The following is a 22,456-nucleotide window of genomic DNA, read 5'->3' on the forward strand; positions in this document are numbered from 1 at the left end:
ATCAAAGGTTGAAAAACATTGAAAATCAACTAAACCAGATTAATCGTAATCGAAACAGATAAGGAGATAAAATTATGGCTGATAAAGATGTTTACTTAAAAAATGATAGCGGCGACACTTTGCTCCCAGCTTCTGACTGGAATATCTTGCAAAACAAACCGAGTAACCTTGTTACCAGTAATATGATGCCAACCGCTACAGGCTGGATGACAGATGGTATTGCCTTCGAAAATGGTGCTTATGACTGGGACCACGGGACAGCTGGTGCTAACACGTGTTATCGTTACGTTGATTTTGGCAGTTTCAAGCTTGTCGAACTTAATGTCCACATTGCTTTTAACAAAACAATTCCAAAGGGGCAAGAAATTCTAGCTGTACAGTGGCCAGATATCATCAAGCCTGATACTCGTGTCCACTCCTGGTACTTCGCAGGTGAAAATGCAACTTACTTTGACGACTGGGACGGTCCTTCAGGCCACAATGTTTGGGTTTATTTTGGTAATGCTGGCACTTCTGATACCAATACTCTATATGCTAATGCTGAGCTTTCCATGCACAAGACTTACATCACGACCGCCTAAGGGATGATTCTTATGAGGAGAACTGTGTATCTTATTGAGATCGGAATAGAGACAATTGCAATTGGCTTCTATATGTTCCTTGACCATATGGCAATGCGTGATGACCCTCGCAGTCCAGCGGTTCATGCAATGCACCAATTAAATGGCACAAATTGGGCCGCAATAATGGTTATTTTTGGAGCAGCGATTATTGCTTTAGCACTAGTTGGCTACAGTAGCACAAGATTCATGTCATATGTCCTGATATTTGCAGGCGCGTTATGGTTCTTGTACTCGGTAGCCTTTTTTATTGCCGATTTAGACTTTGAACAGTTAAAAATTTCCACAATTTTGTCGTTTGGTGTATTTGTGGAGATTTTAACGGTTGCCTGGTTTAGTGATGATTGGAGGGGGCATCGGTAAATGTGGGTAATTACATTCAAGATCTACTAATTGCTGGTGTCGGTGCCTTGATTACTGCGCTTTTTAATTTTTACGGCACATCAAGCAAGAACGCTACTGATCGGGAGGGCATATACGCAAAGTATAGCCAAACCTTAGTAGATCGGATTAATCAGCAAAATGAGATGATTAGTCAGCAGACAACGACGATTAATCATCTTCAACTTCAAGTAGAAACTTTGCAAGCACAGAATGATCGGCTACATGAACAAATCAAATCATTGATTCAAAAGGTCAATAAGCTGTCACGTGTTGAAGAGAAAACTGAGGAGGAAATTAATGATGAATGAAATTATCAATGCCATTCCGGAGTATGTACTAACCGCCGTTATTTCAGCGGTTTTTATTTTTGCAATTAAGTATGTTCGCACTTACGTACATGGCAAGGCTTTACACGCTAAAACGGTGCAGTCAAAGGAACTTTGGTCATTTATTGATCAGGTATCCGAAACAGCTGTGACGTCCCTGGTGGGTACTGATAAGGCCGGTGATCAGAAGTTCGAAGATGCTACGAAGCTGGTCCAGGACGCGCTTAAGAAACAAGGCTTCACAACTGTGGATGTTAAGCAGATCGAAGCAGCTGTACAAGCGGCCTATGAAAAGTCACCACTGACGCCAACGGCTACACCAGAAGCTGGAAAAGACCCAGTGTTGGAAGCCATTAAGACAGCTCCAAACCGAGCCAATGATATTAGTAAGGAGGCGCAGTCATGTCAATCTGTACAGTAGATGTTTATTCCGGAAGCTCCGATAGTATTATTCGTGACAGTCACGCGCAAGGCGTGATCATCAAGGCGACTCAAGGGACAGGCTATGTCAATCCAGCATGTAATCATCAGTGGGACTTAGCTGGTTCTCTAAACAAGCTACGTGGTCTGTATCACTATGCTGGTGGCGGCAATCCAGAGAGCGAAGCGCAGTATTTCATCAATAACACCAAGAACTACGTTGGCAAAGGTATTCTGATTCTTGACTGGGAATCATACCAAAACGCTAGTTGGGGTAACACCAGCTGGGCTTATCGTTTTGTGAATGAAGTTCATCGTTTGACCGGTGTTTGGCCACTGATCTACGTGCAAGAGTCCGCGCTCTGGCAAGTTGCCAATTGTGCCAACATCTGCGGTGTGTGGGTAGCAAAATATGCTTCTATGAATTGGAACAGTTGGGTTTTGCCAAATATGAACGTTTCCCACGGAGCCTTTGCCGCTTTGACTGGCTGGCAGTATACCGGTGGTGATATGGACCGGTCAATCTTTTTCATTAATGCGACAGAATGGAATCGCTTGGCTAACCCGGCTGGCAATTCAGGCTGGCAAGGCTCTGGCGATAACTGGCAATACTATGAAAAAGGTGCAGCAGTTAAAAGCGACTGGCGCAAGATTGACGGCAAGTGGTTCCACTTTGATGGCAACGGTAATGCGCAGACAGGTTGGCAAAAGATCAATGATCATTGGTACTTCTTCAATGATAAACATGATGGTGCCTACGGCAGTGCTTTAACCAGTTGGCAAAACATTAATAACAAATGGTACTACATGGACCCTACGAATGCCTGGTGTGCTACTGGCTGGCAGAAGTTAGACGATCGCTGGTTCTACTTTGACACCAAAAATGCTTGGCTGATGTCCGGCTTGCAAGTAATCAACGGTCACACGTACTACTTGAATCCGAAACATGATGGTACCTTTGGTGCTGCCCTAACTGGCTGGCAGGAATGCGACGGCAAGAAATACTACTTCGACAAGAGCAACTGCTGGGCGGTCACTGGGAAACAGACCATTGACGGCGTTGAGTATGTCTTTGCAGACAATGGATCTTTGCAAGGACAAAAACAACAGCCGGTTCAACCAAATCCTAACCCAGTGAAAAAGAGTACGTTGTCAGACGCTGATCGTCAGGCAATCGAAAACGATCTTAAACCGTACATTCAAGAGGTAGTGAAGCAAGAACTAGCTAACAATGGGAGGTGACTAGATGAATGACGTTAAAGCATTGTCACCGCTAATCCAAAAGCGCACTGAAGGTGTACAGACTTATCTCTTTCAACTTATGCAAAATAACCGGCCGGCTTTTCCAGAAGATAAATATCGGTATGTCGCTTCTTTTGCGACTTCTGATTCTTTGGTTAAGCAGGTCGATATGAAAATTAATCAAGAATTAATCGAGTTTGATTCTGACCAGATTCTTGATTTGCCAGCAGGCGTTTATCGGCTCGAAATCTATGAGATGATCAACGATGCGATTCACGCTATCTTTCCATCTGATCGTGACTTCAAGTTTCAAGTGCTTTACAACACGCTGGACTTACCAACAGGTAAAGTTTCATCACTGACACTAGACGAGTTCAAAAAGCAGTTTACCGACCTAGCTAAGCATATTTCAACCGGCACTTTTGAATCGCCGAAGTTCAAAGCCGGCGAGGTTACCACTGTTGATCCTGATCAACCAGCATCGGTTGAGATGGTAACTGCTGACGATGGAACGGTGACGATTAACTATCACATTCCACGAGGAAAAGATGGCGATAGCTGGAAACCTTACATTGCAACCGATGGACACTGGCATATCAAACTTTTAGATAAACCAACAGAAAGTGAGGAAAACTAATTATGGCATTACAAGCAGATATTGATTTAGGCGTTGTCGCACGTGGACCAAAGGGTGAAACTGGCCCTGTCGGACCTCAAGGCCCCGAAGGTAAGCAAGGCCCTCAAGGTGAGCAAGGAATTCAAGGCAAGCAAGGGGAACAAGGGGTTCCGGGTCCACAAGGCCCAGCCGGTAAAGGATTCAATGTTGATAAGACTTATCCTTCGGTTGCTGAAATGAACGCCCATTTTGCCGATGACATCAAAGAGGGCGACATGGCAATGATCGCCAGCAACGTTGATGACCCTGATAACGCTAAACTTTATATTCGGTCTAACGATACGATGAAATTCTTGGCGGACTTATCTGGTGCACAAGGTATCAAAGGCGATAAGGGTGACCAAGGCCCTCAAGGCGAACAAGGGATTCCGGGAACTACAGGTGCACAAGGCCCAACCGGTGAACGTGGACCGGTTGGCTTCACTTACGAACCCTACATCGCTGACGATGGCAATTGGCACATCAAGCTAGTAAACCCTGACGGATCCACTAACTAAGGAGGTGGTCCTATGGCAGACAATCAATTGCCTAGCGACATCGACTTAAAGGTTCCGGCTCGGGGGCCTGCTGGAAAAGATGGCAAGTCACCGATAAGAGGACAAGACTACTGGACCCAAGCAGACCAAGACGCTATCAAGCAGTGGATCGAAAACGCAATTCTCAATGGTAAATGGTAAACGAAGTGTCATTCGATAGGATGGAAATTTTTCTATATAGGAAGGAGTGAGTTCATGGTTACACTTTCACAACAACTGAAATTGCTGGCTGACGGCTTCCGCAAGCGTTACGGCAAAACGGAAACTCTGACACTGGCAGATATGACTAAGCTAGTAACGCCACCTGCTTTTCCGAGTGGGACTGACTTGCTGGGTGGCAAGCCAGTTCACTTAGGCATATCCAAATTGGATGGTGAAGACCCATCAGATACAGACGTGCCTTTTCAAATAGTTGCAGTCCCACCTAAGATGAGTGTTCCGATTACTTTATCAATCACTGTTTCAAGCGTCTCATATTTGAGTTCTACCGACAGCAAGTTAATCTTCCACAGTGATGAAAAGGGAGATATTCCAATTACATTGCCTAATATGCAGCCTAACTACGTGGAGGGTAAGACACTAATAAAAACCATTACGGCAAAAATTCCAGCTAACACTTTTATTGATAGTGACATTGTCAAATGGCGTATAAAAGCGTTGAATGAATGTTCAGTTGGTAATTTGGAAAAGATTGTCGCCACCTATGTGGGGGGGTAGTTAACCGCCTCCTTAGTGCTTTTACCTCCTTGATTGGAGGGGGCGATTATGGACGAGAAAAGTTACTGTTGTCGCAATAGCCGAATGACTTAAAGCAAGAATTACAAGGATTTTTTCAACACCCCTGATCGGCAGAAATGCTGGTCAGGGGCTTTTTTCGTAGGATCAGTTTTTTTAAAGCCATTCTTCATTATTGACAGTTGACAGCCATTCTCAGCATTTTTTTTGGCAAGTAGTGTTTTACACATTTGATGCGAAAAACTTCTTATACTGGAACTGGTGCGTTTTTTGCTCATAAATTTAATAAAAATGTGATATACTCAGAGAGTCGTTAATGATTAAGCGTCTAAATGTACTGTCTTTTTCTTGTAACTAAGGACCTACAGAAAGGACGTGGTTATCATGAGCGTATCTAAGTGTGTACGTTTAGTAATTGAACGTTCTTTGAATATTTACAAAGGACATGCTTATGCACATTCCAGACCTGATGCAGGGTTTTGCCAAAGTTATTATGGCTATGCATGGTCTGCCTATTATCGTAAACATGGGTATTTTATTGGTTGTATTGGTAATGATTGTGTTGCTTTACCGTTTTGGCATTGCCTATCTCGACCATATTTACCCAAAAAGAAAAAGCCATTAGTTTAAAACCAATGGCTTATTAAAAAGCTAGACAGTACAGCAGACGCAATGATACACAGAAAATTATTAACGTCAAGTAATCACGTCACAGACAAGCGTGGTTACTTTTTTTGTACATTAGTATAGTAAAATAGATGTCAAACAAATGCAAGTACTCTATTAATAAAGTACTTAAAGACTTCAGCACAGTTATTTATCTATAAAGAACATGAACGTAAATGTGCAGAAGATTGAACTTAGCCACTCAATCAGATGTACGTTGTCAGCCTTGCTTGCCTCGTGCTTGCAGGGCTTTTTATGTGTGATTTTGTGTGCCAAATGTGTGCCAACCTTGTTATTTTATGTTGTTTTTCAATATTTTAGTAAAACAATAAAACACCCTGAAACGCTGTTAAATCAACATTTCAGGGTGTTTTTGTTATTCTTGAATTTTGTTCAAGATTCATTAAAAAAGGAGAGTACAGGGGTCGAACCTGCTCGCCGGGATTAACCGGTTCGTCGGATTTCGAGTCCGATGCATTACCGTTCTGCCAACTCTCCATAAAGCAACATCAGTATTATATCAAGGATGATGCAGAAGGTAAAGGGGCAAATGCTAGTTGGACACCTGTTTTAGATTTTCGTTATCTGAAATTATTCAATGTCGTCGCGAAGTAAACCGACGACTTTGCCAAGAATAGTGACTTTCTCTAAAATGATCGGATCCATGTGATCATTTTCTGGTTGCAAGCGGTAGTGGTCTTTTTCTTTGTAAAAACGTTTGCAGGTTGCTTCGTTGTCGTCGGTCATTGCGATCACTACTTCACCATTTTCGGCTGTACTTTGCCGTTGGACAATCACTTTGTCACCGTTGAGAATTCCCATGTTGATCATTGAATTACCATGAATCTGAAGCATAAACAGGTCATCATGATTGTTAAGTGTTGGTGGAATCGGGAAATAGTCAGTGGCATTTTGCTCGGCCAGAATAGGTTCGCCGGCTGCCACTTCACCGAGTAAAGGCATTTTATCATTTTGGGGATGGATCCCCAAGACTTCTAAGCCTTGCGGAGTAATCTCTAAAGCCCGTGGTTTAGCAGGGTCTTTTTGAAGATAGCCTTCTTTAATGAGACGAGTGATATGACCATGCACGGTGCTGGTCGACGAAAGACCAACGGCAGTGCAAATTTCACGCACAGTTGGCGGAAAGCCATGCTCACTGACTTGACGATTAATAAAGCTGAGGACAGCCATTCGTTTGTTATAAGCTGATTTTGGCATTAGTGACACCTCATGGATCCTTTTATTGATACTAATCCACTATAACATATGTAACTTCTTCTTGCAAACATACGTTCGAATGATTTGCCATTCTTGCAATCTGCTTAGTGCTTTTGTAAACTTAGGGAAAAACGGGGTGAAGAGATTGGCAGCAGAAAACGAACAAGACCGTTTGCTCAAACGCATTAATGAATTGGCAAAAAAAAATAAGTCGGAGGGTTTAACAGCGGAAGAAAAAGCTGAGCGCAAAAAATTGCGTGATGAATATCTTAAAAATTTTCGCGAAGCCTTTCGCAGCAATGTTGAACACATGCGTATTTATGACAAGCAGGGTAAAGAAGTTACACCAAAAAAGCTGCAGGATGTTCAACGCAAAAAGGGTTTGCGCTAAATAGGCTTTGCACAAAGTCACGAAGATGTGTAACATAGGTTGAGTAAACGTTTATCAAGGAGGAACTGAATCGTGTCCGGTTTAGCCATTTTTTTAATTATCATCGCATTATTAGTTGGGATTGTTATCGGCTATTTTGGTGCTCGCCACTACATGGAAAAGTACATTCGCGAGAACCCGCCGATTACTGAGTCAATGATGCGGACGATGATGATGCAGATGGGGCAAAAACCATCTGAACGCAAACTGCATCAGATGATGCAAACGATGAAGGCTCAGGCCAAAAAAGCCAAATAGCAAGCTTCATTTCTGATGAAAAACCTGCTGGAATTGGGCAACCAATCCCGGCAGGTTTTATTTTTAAAAGTTATCATTTTTGGGTTTAGCTGGCATCACGTATTTAAATGATGGGTCCAGTTCTTTATCCAATTGATCAAAAGCAGATTGCATCTTTTGCTCGTACATATGCTGTGTGTCCTCATCAAGACGTTGGCGCCGGTCAACCAAAAAGGGTTGACCGAAGGCAATCCGTCTTTTTTTCCGTGACCACATCTGGTTGAACTTTAACGGCCCCTGGTAAACAGCTGGAACAATTGGTACCCCCGCCATTTTTGCGATTAACAGCGCACCACCCTTTAACTGGGCAGAATAACGGGAACCGCTGGGAAAAATAATAGTTGAATAGGGGCTTTTTTTGAGAAGCCGCACGGGTTTGCTAATTGCAGACGGGCCGGGGTGTTTGCGGTTGACTGGATAAGCGTGTAATGTTTTTAAAAACCAGGCAACGAGTTTATTTTGAAAGAGTTCTTCTTTGGCCATAAAAGAGAATTGCTTCGGATAAACAGCCAGTGCGAGAAGCACCGGATCCATCCAAGTTCGGTGTGGAGCCACCAGGATGTAGTTGCCTTTCGGCAGACGGTCGCGGTGTTTAATCTCTGATCGACCGTTGATTAAATTTAAAAAGGGGTTCACAATATGAACGAGAAAATTATAGAGCATTATGATCATCCTTAATTGTTGTGGTTCATGGCATTAGTATGACGAATTTTAATCTAAGTTGCAAGGGTGAGAGATTTTTATGGAAAAAAAAGTTCAATTGCTCCCGGATGAACGGATTGATGAATTAGCAAGTCAGAATATTAAGATCATTCAAAGCAAAACAGTATTTGCCTTTTCACTCGATGCGGTTTTGTTGGCAAACTTTGTTCGTCCGAACCATCGCCACCGGCTTAAAACGGTTGATCTCTGTGCAGGAAACGGCGCGGTTGGCCTTTTTCTCCATAATAAATTGGGTGGAAAATTTTACGAAGTTGAAATTCAATCACGCCTTGCTGACATGGCCCAGCGAAGCATTCAGTTGAATCAGCTTTCGTCGCGTTACGTGGTGATTAATGATGACTTGGCCAACGTGTACCAACAGATTCCCAAAGATAGTGCCGATGTTGTCGTCTGCAATCCACCATATTTTCCGACCAGCACGACCAGCGTAAAAAATCCTAATCCTTACCTGGCGATCGCCCGTCACGAGATCAAAACTAATTTGACGACTGTCCTTGACCGCATGAGTGGGTTGTTGAAGATGAATGGACATGGCTACTTGGTTCACCGTCCAGATCGCTTGCCAGAAATAATGGCCTCGCTGGTCCAACACCGACTCGTTCCGAAACGGATTCAATTTGTGTATCCCAAACCCGGGACTGATGCAAATATGGTCGTGATAGATACCATCAAAGATGGTAAGGCAGCGGGGTTGAAGATTGTGCCCCCACTAATTGTAGGGCAGAGTAACGGGAACTATACTTCGGAAGTTCTGGCGATGCTCCATGGCTAGCAAAGATTATTTCTTTTATGTGCTCTATTGTGCTGACGGCTCTCTTTATGGCGGTTTTACCAATGATGTTCACCGCCGTTTTGCGGCACACCAGAATTATAAAGGTGCTAAATATACCAGGGTGAAGTCACGCCATCCGCTACAGCTGGCTTTTTATCAGCGCTTTACGACGAAGCATGCAGCTTTGAGTGCTGAGTATCATTTCAAGCATCAGACCCATCAGAAAAAAGAAGCCTTTTTAAAAGCACATGGTGTTTTGTTGAGTTATTTCCAAAAAAAGCTGATGAAATCCCCTAAGTAGGACTTGCGACTTAGGCATCATTTTTGTATACTATTAGCTGGTGTCTAATGCACAAAACACACCTGTTGCGATGAAATAGGCGGTGCCAATTGGTCCCTATTGCAATTGAACAGCAGGGAGGACAAACTATTTGGAGGTTTTTTTATGGCTGTTGTAACTATGAAGCAATTACTTGAAGCCGGTGTCCACTTCGGTCACCAGACTCGTCGCTGGAATCCAAAGATGAAGCCGTACATCTTCACTGAACGTAACGGAATCTACATCATTGACTTGCAAAAGACAGTTAAGATGATCAACTCCGCTTACAACTACATGAAGGATGTTGCTGCTAAGGGCGGCGTTGTACTCTTTGTTGGGACGAAGAAGCAAGCACAGGATTCCATCGAAGAAGAAGCAACTCGCGCCGGTGTTTACTACGTTAACCACCGTTGGCTTGGTGGGACGCTGACTAACTGGAAGACTATCCAGTCACGGATCGCTCGCCTCAAGGAATTGAAGAAGATGTCAACTGACGGCACTTTTGACCGTCTGCCAAAGAAGGAAGTTTCTGTTTTAACGAAGCAACGCGAAAAGTTGGAACACTTCCTGGGCGGCATCGAAGACATGCCACATATTCCTGACGTCATCTACATTGTTGACCCTCACAAGGAAACAATTGCTGTTAACGAAGCTAAAAAGCTTAACATTCCGATTGTTGCCATGGTCGACACTAACACTGACCCGGACGACATCGATGTGATCATTCCATCTAACGATGATGCTATTCGTGCCGTTCGTCTGATCACTTCTAAGATGGCAGACGCTATCATTGAGGGTAAGCAGGGCCAGGACGACCAACAAGCGGTCGCAGCTCAACAAGAAGAAGCTACTGACGATGACGCTGATGCCGACAAGACTGTTTCTTCAGAAGACCTTCAGAATCTGAAGAAGAATGTTGAAGGCAAGGACGCAGAATAAATAGTTATCGCTTGGGCTGTTTTGCAGGACGACCATTTTGGCCTGAGTGCAAAACAGCCTTTTTTATTAAAAATATTTTTAAAGGAGTTACTTAACCATGGCAATCAGTGCAAAACAAGTAATGGAATTACGTAACAAGTCCGGTGTTGGGATTATGGCAGCTAAGAAGGCTTTAGTTGCGAGTGATGGCGACATGGACAAGGCAATGGACTATCTTCGTGAAAAGGGGATGGCTAAGGCCGCTAAGAAGAGTGATAAGGTTGCGGCCGAAGGTCTGACCGACATCGAAGTAGTTGGTAATACGGCTGTTATCCTCGAATTGAACTCTGAAACCGACTTTGTAGCTGCTAGTGATCCGTTCAAGGATTTGCTGAAGAAGCTGGCACAATTGCTGGTTAAAGAACAACCGGCTGACGTTGCAGCGGTTGAAGCTTTGAAGTTTGATGATGGGACAACGGTTAAGCAAGCGCTGGCCACGACGACTCAACAAACTGGTGAAAAGGTAAGCCTTCGTCGTTTCCAAATCGTTAAGAAGGAAGACGGGGATGTCTTTGGACCTTACCTGCACCAAGGTGGGCGGATTGCTGCTCTGGTTGTTCTTCAAGGGGCTGATGAAGCTACTGCTAAGGATGTCGCAATGCACGTTGCCGCAATCAACCCAGAATTCATGGTTAAGGAAGATGTTTCCCAAGAACGTCTTGACCACGAAAAGGAAGTCTTCAAGCAAGAAACTCTCAACGAAGGCAAACCGGCTAAGATTGTTGACAAGATCGTTGAAGGTCGTTTGAACAAGTTCTTGTCCGAAATTTGCCTGGCTGACCAAAAGTTTGTTAAGAACCCTGATCAGACAGTTGCTGAATATGTGGCATCAAAGGGCGGCAAGCTGAAGAGCTTTGTTCGCTACGAAGTTGGGGAAGGGATTGAAAAGAAGCAATCCGACATTGCCCAAGAAGTTCAAGATCAACTGAAGTAGTTAATGTGGAGGGCGTACTGTGACGGTACGTCCTTTTGCAAAAGAAGTGCTTAACTACCAAACAGGAGGACAAGATGTCAGATATTAAATACAATCGGGTTATTTTGAAACTTAGCGGCGAAGCATTGGCAGGTGACCAAAAATTCGGGATTAACCCTCCTGAAATTAAAGTTGTCGCCAAAGAACTGAAACAGATTTATGACATGGGTGTCCAAGTCGGCATTGTTGTCGGTGGTGGCAACATGTGGCGTGGTGTAACTGGTGAACAGTTAGGAATGGAACGGGCCCAGGCTGACTACATCGGGATGCTCGGGACGATTATGAATGCCCTATCACTCCAGGACGCTCTGGAAGCAATTAAAGTCCCAACTCGGGTTCAAACCTCAATTGAAATGCGGCAAATTGCTGAGCCATATATCCGGCGGCGGGCTATTCGTCACCTGGAAAAGAAGCGTGTTGTGATTTTTGCCGGGGGCACGGGTAGTCCATACTTCTCGACTGACACTACTGCTGCGCTCCGGGCGGCCGAAATTAATGCCGATGCAATTTTGATGGCCAAAAATGGCGTTGATGGTGTATATTCTGCCGATCCGCGAAAAGATGCTTCGGCTAAGAAGTATACTCATCTGACGCATATGGATATTCTGCAAAAGCATCTTCACGTCATGGACTCTACTGCTAGTTCCTTATCGATGGACAACCACATTCCATTGGTTGTGTTTAATTTTAATCATCCTGGCAACATCTTGAAGGCAGTTAAGGGCGAAGAAATCGGTACTACAATCGAAGGTGATTAATCGATGGCTAATGGCAAACAAATTTTAAGCGAAGCAAAAGATAAGATGGCAAAGTCGGGTGACGCTTTGCGGCGGCGCTTGGCTGACATTCAAGCGGGCCGGGCTAACGCGAGCCTGCTCAATCCGGTTAAGGTCGACTATTATGGTAGTCCAACACCTCTTAACCAGATGGCCTCCATCACAATTCCCGAAGCACGGCAGCTGTTGATTACCCCTTATGATAAGGGAACACTCAAAGACATCGAAAAGGCAATTTACGCCGCTAATTTGGGGCTGACTCCTCAGGAGAACGGGGATGCCATTCGGATTGTGATTCCACAGCTGACCGAAGACCGGCGGAAGGAATTAGTCAAAGACGTCAAACACGAGGCCGAAGAAGCTAAAGTAGCAGTGCGCAATGTTCGTCGCGAAGCGATGGATAAGTTAAAAGCTGGCCATAAAGATGGCGATTTTAATGACGATGAATTCCACGATTTGGAAGACAAAGTCCAAAAGGAAACCGATGCAGGGATCAAAAATTTGGACAACATTGCTGCCGATAAAGAAAAAGATTTGATGAACAATTAATTTCCGACTTGATCATGAGTTGGCGAACGTTCCAGATGGGTTCGTTCCCCAACTCTTTTTTATTGCCTTCTTAAGGGAGTCGGTAGAGAATAAGCTAAATATTTGTTAGAATGTGAGAGGTATGTATTTTTTAATCAAACAATTGTTGCAAGGAAATAATAATTATACCGAATGTTTTCTCTGGAGGAATTACTTTGGATAGAGAGCAGAATGAGCTCAATGAGCAATTAGATCCATCTCGCATTCCTAACCACATCGCTATCATTATGGATGGCAATGGACGCTGGGCTAAAAAGCGACATCTTCCGCGGGTTGCTGGGCACAAGGAAGGGATGAACACCGTCAAGAAGGTGGCAATTGCGGCTAGCAATTTAGGAGTTAAAGTGTTGACTTTGTATGCTTTTTCGACCGAAAATTGGAAACGACCGAAGACAGAGGTCAGCTACCTGATGCAGTTGCCAATCCGTTTTTTCAGTACCTTTGTGCCAGATTTGGTTAAACACAATGTGAAGGTAATGGTAATGGGCGATACGAGTCAGTTGCCAAAGGCGACACAAAAAGCGGTGCGGGATGCTATTAACGATACCGCTGATTGTGATGGAATGATTCTTAACTTTGCCTTGAATTATGGTGGCCGCGACGAAATCGTTCGGGCGGTCCGGGGGATTGCCACGGACGTCGCTAATAAGCGCCTAAATCTTGATCAAATTTCTGCGAAGACGGTTGATGATTATTTGATGACGGCTCCGTTAAAGGAGCTTGCTGATCCAGATCTGCTGATTCGGACCAGTGGAGAATTGCGATTATCCAACTTTTTGCTGTGGCAAATTGCTTATTCCGAATTTATCTTTACGGATCAATTCTGGCCGGATTTTGACGCGAATTCTTTGGAAAAGGCAATTATCAAGTTTCAACAGCGGAAAAGACGTTTTGGCGGCTTAATTAATAAGTAGGGAGTGTGTAATTAAAGTGAAAACACGAGTGATTACAGCGGTCGTGGCACTAGCCATTTTTATTCCGCTGATTATCTTTGGCAGTTGGCCATTAACGATTGCTGCGCTGGTCTTAGGGATCGTTGCAGTTGGCGAAATTACGACGATGAAAAAGATGTTTGTGACGTCTTTTCCAGCTTTAATCAGTTTTCTGGGTGTTATTTTATTAATTTTGCCACAGAATTGGCTAAAATTTTTGCCACACGGAATTAACCGGCTCGAAGCCTTTTATGTTCTAGTGATTTTATTGCTGCTGTACACAGTCTTCGACATCAACAAGTTCAGTTTTGATGATGTTGGCGTTCTCACCTTGGGCATGCTCTACGTTGGTTTCGGTTTTAACGCCTTTATTGCTGCGCGGGCTGTTAATTTCCAGACCTTATTGTATGGGATGCTGGTAGTCTGGATTACGGACAGCGGGGCCTACATTTTTGGCCGTCAATTTGGTAAACACAAATTGGCTCCCCGAGTTAGTCCTAACAAGACTTGGGAGGGGTCTATCTGTGGGAGTCTCTCGGCCGTCGTGATCTGTGCGATTTATCTGAAGTTTTTCCCGGTGGGCTACAGCTGGCCAATGATGGTTCTGTGGACACTGGTCCTGTCAATTTGTGGGCAATTTGGCGACCTGATTGAGTCTTCATTGAAGCGGCACTATGGTGTCAAAGACTCAGGTAAAATTCTTCCGGGACACGGTGGGATTTTGGATCGTTTTGACAGTATGTTAATTGTGATGCCACTGATGCAGTTGATCGGGATTATCTAAGCGAAGCAAAGAGGCGATTATTTGTTAGTTACAATCATTACCTTCATCATCGTCTTTGGTGTGATTGTTTTGGTTCATGAATATGGCCACTACTTTTTTGCTCAGCGAGCGGGAATCCTAGTTCGAGAATTTTCAATCGGGATGGGGCCTAAAGTATGGTGGCATCGCGGCCAAAACGGCACCACTTTCACGGTCAGGATTCTGCCACTTGGTGGTTATGTCCGCTTGGCTGGTAGTGATGATGAAGATGAAGAAACATTGCGTCCGGGAACGGCCGTTAGTCTTCAGTTGAACGATCAGCAAAAGGTCACAACGATTAACGCTAGTTCGCAGTCAACCTTGTTTCAGGGGATTCCATTGCAGCTAACGGGACATGATCTGGTGGATGGCCTGTGGCTGAAAGGCTACGTTAACGGTGATGAATCGACTGTTCAAAAGTATTCAGTTGACCATGATGCGACTTTGATTGAAGAAGACGGCACCCAGGTGCGAATTGCACCGCGAGATGTCCAATTTCGGTCGGCCAGTCTCGGCAACCGGATGCTCACGAATTTTGCCGGGCCATTTAACAATTTTATCCTGTCTTTACTGGTGTTTGTGCTGCTTGGCTTTACTTTGAGCGCTGTGCCGACTGGGGCCAACAAAATTGGCCAGGTTACTAGCAACGGGGTGGCTAAACGGGCAGGTTTGGTGGCTGGCGACCGAATTACAGCCGTTAATGGTCACCATACTGGCAATTGGCAGGAACTTTCGACGCAAATCAGCTCACATCCGGACAAAAAGATCAGCATAACCTACCAACGGCAAGGCAAACAACATCGCCTGACTTTGCGCCCGCAGAGTGTTAGGAGTGGCCGGCAGCAAGTTGGCCGGCTTGGCATCGTTGAGGAAACAACCACCAGTACTGCAGCTCGTTTATCATTTGGCTGGCGTCAATTTACCCAGTCAGGGGCCTTGATTTTCCAAGTCTTGGGTCATATGCTAACTCATGGCTTTAACGTCAATGATTTTGGCGGTCCGGTAGCCATGTATGCGGGAACCTCGCAAGCAACAAAATTAGGTATCAACGGGGTTTTATCGTTTTTGGCAATGTTGTCCATTAACTTGGGCATTGTTAATCTGCTGCCAATTCCGGCACTTGATGGGGGAAAACTGCTGTTAAACATTATCGAGGCTGTGATTCGGCGGCCCATTCCAGAACAAACTGAGGCCATTGTCAATTTCATCGGCTTCGCTTTGCTGATGCTGTTGATGATCCTTGTCACCTGGAATGATATTCAAAGATATTTTGTACATTAAAGGAGTTATAGAACGATGAAACAATCAAGAATGTTGATCCCAACTTTACGTAAGGCACCGAGTGATGCCGAAGCGCTGAGCCATAAGATGATGGTGCGGGCAGGTTATATTTATCAAGTTTCTGCCGGAATTTGGGCTTACCTGCCATTGGCACAGCGCGTGCTGGATAAGATCAACAACATTATCCGTCGCGAAATGGACAAAATTGACGCTGTTGAAACGACGATGCCCGCTCTTTTGCCAGCTGACCTCTGGAAAAAAACCCGGCGTTACTACACTTACGGGGACAACTTATTCCGGCTGAAGGATCGGCGTAAGCACGAAATGTTGCTGGGTCCGACGCATGAAGAGACCTACACCCAAATCATTCGTGATAGCATTAAGTCATACAAAAAGCTGCCGTTGCTGTTGTACCAAATCCAGGATAAGTTTCGGGATGAAGATCGGCCACGGTATGGCCTCTTGCGAACAAAGGAGTTCATCATGTATGATGGTTACTCCTTCACGGTTGACCGTGCCGGCTTGGACGCTGAATACGAAAATGTGGCCAAGGCTTATCACAACATTTTTGATCAGATGGGTCTGAACTACAAAGTGATCGTTGCTGATTCTGGGACCATCGGTGGGACCGGCAGTCAGGAATTCTCTGCTCCGGCGAAGATTGGTGAAGATACGATTGTCTACACTGACGGCGGCTACGCTGCTAACCTGGAAAAGGCTACGAGCAAGTTCAACGGCAAACAGCAGATCGCCGAAGAAAAAGAATTAACCAAGATGGCAACACCGGGAGCACATTCGGTCGACGAAGCTGCTGAAAGCCTCGGCATTGATGCAAAGCAGATTCTGAAGAGCATGCTTTTCATGGCCACCAAGGACGGCGAGGATGAGCCCGAGCCAGTGATGGTTTTGATGCGCGGCAATGACGAAGTCAACGAAACAAAGGTGACGAACGCCTTAGATGCTGATGATTTGCGTTTAGCTACCGACGAGGAAATTAGCAAGCTCTTGAATGGCGCCCATCCTGGTTCACTTGGCCCAGTTGGGGTTGGTAAGGATGTTAAGATTTTGGCGGACAATTACGTTAAGGTCTTGGTTAACATGGCGTTAGGTGCTAATGAAGATGGCTATCACTACATCAACGCCAATATCGACCGTGACTTCCGGGTTGATCAATTTGGCGACTTCCGGAACGTTCAGGAAGGTGAAATAGCTCCGGACGGGATGCCAATTAAGTTCACCAACGGGATTGAAATTGGCCACATCTTTAAACTGGGGACTCTCTACTCTGATATCCTGGGCGCTCAGGTCTTAAATGACCAAGGCCGGCAGACCGACGTCGTAATGGGTTGTTACGGAATTGGTGTTTCCCGGTTGCTGTCCGCTGTGGTCGAACAAAATGCGGACGATAACGGCCTCGTTTGGCCAACATCGATTGCACCATTTGATATCCACGTCATTCCTGTCAATGTTAAGAAGGATGAGCAGATGTCACTAGCTAACAGCATCACGACTGAACTCGAAGACGCAGGCTACGATGTTCTGATCGATGATCGAAAGGAACGGGCCGGCGTGAAATTTGCTGATTCAGACTTGATTGGGATTCCGTTGCGTGTCACTGTCGGTAACAAGGCCAAGGATGGTATTGTCGAACTGAAGCTGCGCCGCACCGGGGAAACGATTGAAGTGAAAAAAGAAGAGATTGTTAACACGGTCGGAATTTTGCTGAAGCAAGCCGCCAATGATGAACAGTCAGTTAACAAGTAAGGAATAAAAAGAGGTGGTTCACCGTGCTTTTCACTGCGGAGGACCGCCTTTTCAGCTATGAAGGAGCATAAAAAGTGGCTTTAAATCATCATGAATTGTTTGAAAAGTTGCTAGAGCAAATCAAGTTGAAGGACACGGCTCAGCCTGTCCTCAAAAGCGGGCAAATCCGGCGGGTGATTGTCCACCAGCAATCACGGGAATGGGAGTTTCACCTGACCTTTAAGCATGTTTTACCGTTCCAGCTGTACTCTGATATTCAGGAAGCAATGCAGACGGCCTTCGCACCGATTGCCAAAGTTGTTCTCAAGGTCGCGACACCTAGTGATGAACTCAATGATGAAGAAGTTAATGCTTATTGGAATCAGGTAGCTTCAGTAACCATCGGCAATTCGCCCCTCGGAATGGAAGCAGCAGCTGAAGCGATGCCCCACGTCGATGGACACCAGGTAACCCTAATTGTAAACACCGAAAAGAGTGGGGAGTATTTCGACGATAATTTGCGAGCTAAGTTGGTCAAAAACTATGTCAATTGCGGATTTCCCTCATTTTCAATGAAGGTCAAAGTCGATCAGCAAGCGGCCCAGGAAAAACAGCGTCAGATGCACGCTAAGCAGGCGGCCCATGATCAGGAATTAGTCAAGGCAGCAATGGCCAAGTTACAAGAACAACCAAAAAAGCAGAAGCACCAGGCAGAAGTGCCGACCGGACCAATCATCATCGGAAAGAAGATTAATCCGAAATTACCAATTCGGCGGATGGAAGAGATCACTGAAGAAGAAAACAATGTGGTCTTGGAAGGTTATGTCTTCAATAAAGAAGTAACGGATATCCGGAGCGGTCGGCAGATTTTGGTCTTGGAAGTGACAGACTATACTTCATCTTTTGCCATCAAGAAGTTTTCCAAGAATGACCAGGAAAAAGCCCTTTTTGCGGCGATCAACGAGGGTGATTGGATCAAGGTTCGGGGACCAATTCAGGAAGATACCTACATGCACGACTTGACAATGATGGCTTATGACATCAACCAAGTCAGTCACCAAGCTCGGCAAGATACTGCGCCAGAAGGTGAAAAGCGGGTGGAACTACATGCTCATACCAAGATGAGTCAAATGGACGCTACCAATTCGATTACTGATTTAGCAGGTCAGGCTCATAAATGGGGGATGCCGGCAATTGCGATTACCGACCATGCTGATGTGCAGGGCTTTCCCGAAGCCTATAAGGCAGCTAAAAAGTTTGACATTAAGATGCTCTATGGCGTCGAGGTCAATATGGTTGACGACGGCGTGCCAATTGTCTACAACCCGAATCATGACAACTTGATTGACGCCACTTACGTCATTTTTGACGTTGAAACAACCGGTCTGTCGGCAATTTACGATAAAGTGATTGAACTCTCGGCGACGAAGATGAAGCAGGGCGAGGTACTGGATCACTTCGACCAGTTCATCGATCCTGGTTTTCCTTTGTCAGAAACGACGATCAACTTGACCAGCATCACAGACGATATGGTTCGCGGTTCGAAGTCGGAAGAAGAAGTCTTTCAAATGTTTCGCGACTTTTGCAAGGGTTGCCTGATTGCTGGTCATAACGTTTCCTTTGATATGGGCTTTATGAACACTGGTTACCGACGTCACCACATGCCAGAAATCAGTGCTCCGGTAATTGACACCTTGCCGCTGGCGCGGATTTTGTACCCGAATCGTCGCAATTATCGGCTGGACTCATTGAGTAAGACCTTTGGGGTTAGTCTGGAACACCACCACCGGGCCAATTACGACGCCGAAGCTACGGGTCATCTCTTACACCACTTCTTAAAGGATGCGGAAGAACGTCTGAATGTCACCACTGTCGACCAGTTGAATGATCATATGACTGACAACGGGGCTTGGCGTCACGGGCGGCCCTTCCATGCTGTCTTGATGACAAAGACTCAGCAAGGACTCAAAAATCTCTATAAGCTGATCTCTTTGTCAAACGTTAAGTACTTCCAACGGGTTCCGCGGGTTCCTCGTTCGCTTTTGATGAAGTTTCGTGATGGTTTGCTGGTTGGAACGGCATGTTTCCGTGGTGAAGTCTTTACTGCCATGATGCAGAAGGGTTACGAGGCAGCCAAAGAAAAAGCTAAGTTTTATGACTATATCGAAGTGCAGCCGAAAGCAAACTATGCACCGTTGCTGGAGGAAGGGCTCATCAGTTCGCAGGCACGTTTGGAATCGATCATTGCCAACATGGTCAAGCTGGGTGATGATCTTGGCAAACCAGTGGTAGCGACTGGGGATGTACACTACCTCAATCCAGAGAATGCAGATTATCGCAAAGTCCTGATCAGTTCCCAGGGTGGGGCCAACCCGCTTAACCATACTAAGCGGCCTGATGTGCACTTTCGGACGACTGATGAGATGCTGCAGGAGTTCAATTTTCTAGGTGAGGATGTTGCCAAGAAGATCGTGGTCACCAACACCCAAGAGCTGGCTGATTCAGTGAACGAGATCGCGCCGGTTGCTGATAAGCTCTATGCTCCTCACATGAAAGGTGCAGACGAAGAAATTGAGGAGCGGACGATGAAGACTGCCAAGGACTGGTACGGCGATCCGTTACCTAAACTAGTGGCGGACCGGGTCAAACTGGAATTAGACAGTATCATCAAGAACGGCTTTGCGGTCCACTACCTCATTGCTCAACGTCTGGTGGCTAAATCTAACAAGGACGGCTACTTGGTGGGCTCCCGGGGTTCGGTCGGCAGTTCAGTGGTGGCGACCCTTTCGGGGATTACTGAAGTTAACCCCTTGCCACCGCACTACCGCTGTCCAAAATGCAAGTATTCGCATTTCTTTACGGATGGTTCCTACAGTTCAGGTTATGACCTGCCTGATAAGAAATGCCCGAAATGCGGGACCCTAATGGTCAAAGACGGCCATGATATTCCTTTCCAAACTTTTCTGGGCTTCAAAGGCAACAAGGTGCCAGATATTGACCTTAACTTCTCAGGGGACTACCAGCCGATTGCCCATAACTACATGAAAGTCCTTTTCGGGGAAAAGAATGTTTACCGAGCGGGGACGATTGGAACGGTTGCCGATAAGACAGCCTACGGTTATGTCAAAGCCTATGAACGGGAGACCAACCGAGAATTTCGCAAAGCCGAGGAGGATCGCCTCTCTAAAGGGGCAACGGGGGTTAAACGTACGACTGGTCAGCACCCGGCGGGTATTATCATCGTACCGGATGATAAGGAAATTTATGATTTTACCCCTGTGCAGTATCCGGCCGATGACCAGAATGCCGATTGGGAAACGACACACTTTGATTTTCACTCGATTCACGATAACTTGCTGAAAATGGATATTTTGGGGCATGATGACCCGACGATGATCCGGGAACTGCAGGACTTGTCCGGAATCAATCCACAGACGATTCCGATGGATGATCCAGGAGTCATGAGTCTCTTTTCAAGTCCGAAGGCTCTCGGGGTCAGCCCGGAGCAGATCAATTCCAAGACCGGGACATTGGGCTTGCCTGAATTTGGGACGCGCTTTGTTCGTGGAATGCTGGAAGAGACGCATCCTAAGAACTACTCGCAGCTGCTCCAGATCTCTGGGCTGTCACACGGCACTGATGTTTGGAACGGCAATGCCGAAGAGCTGATTAAAAATCATATTGCTGATATTTCACAGGTGATCGGGTGTCGGGATAACATTATGACCGACCTGATTCACTACGGCCTCAAGTCAGAAAGTGCCTTTCAAATCATGGAATCTGTTCGTCATGGTCGGGGAATCCCCGAACAATACAACGATGAACTCAAAGCTAATAAGGTTCCTAAGTGGTATATTGATTCTTGTGAGAAGATCAAGTACATGTTCCCGCGGGCACACGCGGCGGCATATGTCTTGATGGCTCTACGGATTGCCTACTTCAAGGTCTACTTCCCACTGGTTTACTACTGTGCCTTTTTCTCAGTTCGGGCCGATGACTTTGACGTCGTCGCTATGAGTCAGGGGAAGAATTCTGTCAAGGCGCGGATCGATGAGATTAACGAGAAAGAAAAGAATCGCGAGGCTACAGCCAAGGATAAGAATTTGCGGACCATTCTTGAACTGGCTAACGAAATGCTTGAGCGCGGCTTCCGCTTTAAGATGGTCGACTTGAAGCGGTCTGACGCTTTAAAATGGTTGATTGATGGCGACAGTTTGATTGCTCCCTTTGCGGCGATTCCTGGTTTAGGCGAAAACGTAGCTAAGCAAATTGTGGCGGCCCGAGAAGAACAGGAGTTCCTCTCGAAGGAAGACCTGGCCAACCGGGGCCACGTTTCCCAAACCCTAATCGACTTTATGACTGACCAGCACGTGTTGGATGGTTTACCAGACCAGAATCAGCTCTCGCTGTTCTAGTTTGCGTCTAAACAGCATCGATGGTATACTAAGACTTGTTAATACTCGTTTCTGAGTGAGCAGCAATGCTCGCTCTTTTTATTGCAATCAATTAGCTGGAGGTGATCATTTGGCAAACGTTGTTCAGACTGTGACTGATTTAGTTCAGCCCATTTTAGATGATCATGGTTTTGAACTATACGATGTTGAATTTGTCCGGGAAGGCGGTAACTGGTATCTGCGGGTTTACATCGATAAAGACGGTGGCATCACTCTTGAAGACTGCTCAACGGTGAGTGACGCCCTGAGTGAAAAGCTTGACGAACAGGATCCCGATCCGATTCCGCAGGCTTACTTTCTCGAAATTTCGTCCCCTGGCGCCGAGCGGCCGTTAAAAAAGCCTCGCGATTGGCAGCGAGCTCTCGGACAGTACATTCATGTGTCCTTATACGCTCCTTTAAAGGGGATGAAGGGTCAAAAAATCTTTGAGGGAACCTTAAAAGATTTGACTGATGAAGAGTTGACACTCGATTACCTGGATAAGACCCGTCACAAGACGATCGTCATTCCACGCAAGCAGGTGGCCCAAGCACGTTTAGCGATTAAGTTTTAAAAGGAGTTAGAT

At 45.6% G+C, this 22,456-nt stretch carries 26 protein-coding genes and 1 tRNA gene; 24 read left to right on the forward strand and 3 right to left on the reverse strand.

All coding sequences use genetic code 11. The features are described 5' to 3' along the window. Nucleotides 1-74: 74 nt before the first annotated feature. The 10 genes from QOR82_RS01150 (at nucleotide 75) to QOR82_RS01195 (ending at nucleotide 5,569) form a co-directional block, all read left to right on the forward strand. Nucleotides 75-581: a hypothetical protein gene (locus QOR82_RS01150; RefSeq protein ID WP_283582932.1), complete on the forward strand. Its 507-nt coding sequence runs from the start codon at nucleotides 75-77 to the stop codon at nucleotides 579-581. Nucleotides 582-605: 24 nt separating this feature from the next. After that, the gene (locus QOR82_RS01155; protein WP_283582933.1) at nucleotides 606-983 is read left to right on the forward strand and encodes a hypothetical protein; all 378 of its coding nucleotides are present in this window, start codon (nucleotides 606-608) and stop codon (nucleotides 981-983) included. A 2-nt stretch (nucleotides 984-985) separates the two neighbouring features. Next, complete coding sequence (locus tag QOR82_RS01160; protein ID WP_283582934.1) at nucleotides 986-1,312, forward strand: hypothetical protein; 327 nt, start codon at nucleotides 986-988, stop codon at nucleotides 1,310-1,312. Next, a complete protein-coding gene (locus QOR82_RS01165; RefSeq protein WP_283582935.1) occupies nucleotides 1,302-1,751 on the forward strand; it encodes a phage holin, LLH family in 450 nt (149 codons plus the stop codon). The genes QOR82_RS01160 and QOR82_RS01165 overlap by 11 nt, the downstream gene beginning before the upstream one ends. Next, complete coding sequence (locus QOR82_RS01170) at nucleotides 1,733-2,992, forward strand: GH25 family lysozyme (protein ID WP_283582936.1); 1,260 nt, start codon at nucleotides 1,733-1,735, stop codon at nucleotides 2,990-2,992. The genes QOR82_RS01165 and QOR82_RS01170 overlap by 19 nt, the downstream gene beginning before the upstream one ends. 4 nt (nucleotides 2,993-2,996) lie before the next feature. Continuing rightward, a complete protein-coding gene (locus QOR82_RS01175) occupies nucleotides 2,997-3,629 on the forward strand; it encodes a hypothetical protein (protein WP_283582937.1) in 633 nt (210 codons plus the stop codon). Nucleotides 3,630-3,631: 2 nt separating this feature from the next. Beyond that, nucleotides 3,632-4,165, forward strand: a complete 534-nt coding sequence (locus QOR82_RS01180) for a collagen-like domain-containing protein (protein ID WP_283582938.1) — start codon at nucleotides 3,632-3,634, stop codon at nucleotides 4,163-4,165. A gap of 12 nt (nucleotides 4,166-4,177) precedes the next feature. Then, complete coding sequence (locus tag QOR82_RS01185; RefSeq protein ID WP_283582939.1) at nucleotides 4,178-4,345, forward strand: hypothetical protein; 168 nt, start codon at nucleotides 4,178-4,180, stop codon at nucleotides 4,343-4,345. Nucleotides 4,346-4,399: 54 nt separating this feature from the next. Continuing rightward, a complete protein-coding gene (locus QOR82_RS01190; RefSeq protein WP_283582940.1) occupies nucleotides 4,400-4,921 on the forward strand; it encodes a hypothetical protein in 522 nt (173 codons plus the stop codon). Nucleotides 4,922-5,323: 402 nt separating this feature from the next. Further along, nucleotides 5,324-5,569 (forward strand): hypothetical protein, encoded by a 246-nt coding sequence (locus QOR82_RS01195; protein WP_283582941.1) that lies wholly within the window; start codon nucleotides 5,324-5,326, stop codon nucleotides 5,567-5,569. 446 nt (nucleotides 5,570-6,015) lie between these two features. Here the strand turns inward: QOR82_RS01195 and QOR82_RS01200 are convergent. Together QOR82_RS01200 and lexA are read right to left on the reverse strand one after the other, a co-directional pair. Continuing rightward, nucleotides 6,016-6,103 (reverse strand) — tRNA-Ser (locus tag QOR82_RS01200). 93 nt (nucleotides 6,104-6,196) lie between these two features. Then, the gene (lexA, locus tag QOR82_RS01205) at nucleotides 6,197-6,823 is read right to left on the reverse strand and encodes a transcriptional repressor LexA (protein ID WP_283582942.1); all 627 of its coding nucleotides are present in this window, start codon (nucleotides 6,821-6,823) and stop codon (nucleotides 6,197-6,199) included. 145 nt (nucleotides 6,824-6,968) lie between these two features. On the opposite strand from lexA, the gene QOR82_RS01210 reads away from it, so the two are divergent. Together QOR82_RS01210 and QOR82_RS01215 are read left to right on the forward strand one after the other, a co-directional pair. After that, nucleotides 6,969-7,214 (forward strand): DUF896 domain-containing protein, encoded by a 246-nt coding sequence (locus QOR82_RS01210; RefSeq protein ID WP_283582943.1) that lies wholly within the window; start codon nucleotides 6,969-6,971, stop codon nucleotides 7,212-7,214. A gap of 72 nt (nucleotides 7,215-7,286) precedes the next feature. Further along, nucleotides 7,287-7,511, forward strand: a complete 225-nt coding sequence (locus QOR82_RS01215) for a YneF family protein (protein ID WP_408612896.1) — start codon at nucleotides 7,287-7,289, stop codon at nucleotides 7,509-7,511. 63 nt (nucleotides 7,512-7,574) lie between these two features. On the opposite strand, the gene QOR82_RS01220 is transcribed toward QOR82_RS01215, so the two are convergent. Beyond that, nucleotides 7,575-8,213, reverse strand: a complete 639-nt coding sequence (locus QOR82_RS01220) for a lysophospholipid acyltransferase family protein (protein WP_283582944.1) — start codon at nucleotides 8,211-8,213, stop codon at nucleotides 7,575-7,577. A gap of 79 nt (nucleotides 8,214-8,292) precedes the next feature. Here QOR82_RS01220 and QOR82_RS01225 point away from each other — a divergent pair, with 79 nt between their 5' ends. From QOR82_RS01225 to rimP, 12 genes are all read left to right on the forward strand, one after another. Beyond that, entirely contained in the window at nucleotides 8,293-9,045 is a 753-nt protein-coding gene (locus QOR82_RS01225; protein WP_283582945.1) for a tRNA1(Val) (adenine(37)-N6)-methyltransferase, read from the forward strand. Further along, on the forward strand, nucleotides 9,038-9,346 hold the full coding sequence (locus QOR82_RS01230) for a GIY-YIG nuclease family protein (RefSeq protein WP_283582946.1): 309 nt from the start codon (nucleotides 9,038-9,040) through the stop codon (nucleotides 9,344-9,346). The genes QOR82_RS01225 and QOR82_RS01230 overlap by 8 nt, the downstream gene beginning before the upstream one ends. Nucleotides 9,347-9,490: 144 nt before the next feature. Beyond that, nucleotides 9,491-10,303, forward strand: coding sequence for a 30S ribosomal protein S2 (rpsB, locus tag QOR82_RS01235; RefSeq protein WP_283582947.1), 813 nt, complete (start codon nucleotides 9,491-9,493; stop codon nucleotides 10,301-10,303). Between the two features lie 97 nt (nucleotides 10,304-10,400). Further along, nucleotides 10,401-11,276, forward strand: coding sequence for a translation elongation factor Ts (gene tsf / locus QOR82_RS01240; RefSeq protein WP_283582948.1), 876 nt, complete (start codon nucleotides 10,401-10,403; stop codon nucleotides 11,274-11,276). A gap of 74 nt (nucleotides 11,277-11,350) precedes the next feature. Then, nucleotides 11,351-12,073, forward strand: coding sequence for a UMP kinase (gene pyrH / locus QOR82_RS01245; protein ID WP_283582949.1), 723 nt, complete (start codon nucleotides 11,351-11,353; stop codon nucleotides 12,071-12,073). Between the two features lie 3 nt (nucleotides 12,074-12,076). Beyond that, entirely contained in the window at nucleotides 12,077-12,640 is a 564-nt protein-coding gene (gene frr / locus QOR82_RS01250; RefSeq protein WP_283582950.1) for a ribosome recycling factor, read from the forward strand. A gap of 194 nt (nucleotides 12,641-12,834) precedes the next feature. After that, nucleotides 12,835-13,593: an isoprenyl transferase gene (locus QOR82_RS01255; RefSeq protein WP_283582951.1), complete on the forward strand. Its 759-nt coding sequence runs from the start codon at nucleotides 12,835-12,837 to the stop codon at nucleotides 13,591-13,593. Nucleotides 13,594-13,609: 16 nt separating this feature from the next. Further along, nucleotides 13,610-14,395 carry a phosphatidate cytidylyltransferase gene (locus QOR82_RS01260; RefSeq protein WP_283582952.1) on the forward strand — a complete coding sequence of 262 codons (786 nt, stop codon included), beginning with the start codon at nucleotides 13,610-13,612 and terminating at the stop codon, nucleotides 14,393-14,395. A gap of 21 nt (nucleotides 14,396-14,416) precedes the next feature. Next, nucleotides 14,417-15,694 carry an RIP metalloprotease RseP gene (rseP, locus tag QOR82_RS01265; protein ID WP_283582953.1) on the forward strand — a complete coding sequence of 426 codons (1,278 nt, stop codon included), beginning with the start codon at nucleotides 14,417-14,419 and terminating at the stop codon, nucleotides 15,692-15,694. A gap of 15 nt (nucleotides 15,695-15,709) precedes the next feature. After that, nucleotides 15,710-17,458 carry a proline--tRNA ligase gene (locus tag QOR82_RS01270; RefSeq protein ID WP_283582954.1) on the forward strand — a complete coding sequence of 583 codons (1,749 nt, stop codon included), beginning with the start codon at nucleotides 15,710-15,712 and terminating at the stop codon, nucleotides 17,456-17,458. 74 nt (nucleotides 17,459-17,532) lie between these two features. Next, the gene (locus QOR82_RS01275; protein ID WP_283582955.1) at nucleotides 17,533-21,852 is read left to right on the forward strand and encodes a PolC-type DNA polymerase III; all 4,320 of its coding nucleotides are present in this window, start codon (nucleotides 17,533-17,535) and stop codon (nucleotides 21,850-21,852) included. A 109-nt stretch (nucleotides 21,853-21,961) separates the two neighbouring features. Continuing rightward, complete coding sequence (rimP, locus tag QOR82_RS01280; RefSeq protein ID WP_283582956.1) at nucleotides 21,962-22,444, forward strand: ribosome maturation factor RimP; 483 nt, start codon at nucleotides 21,962-21,964, stop codon at nucleotides 22,442-22,444. Nucleotides 22,445-22,456: the final 12 nt, after the last annotated feature.

The organism is Limosilactobacillus difficilis (assembly GCF_947387495.1).
GTDB classification, from domain to species: domain Bacteria; phylum Bacillota; class Bacilli; order Lactobacillales; family Lactobacillaceae; genus Limosilactobacillus; species Limosilactobacillus difficilis.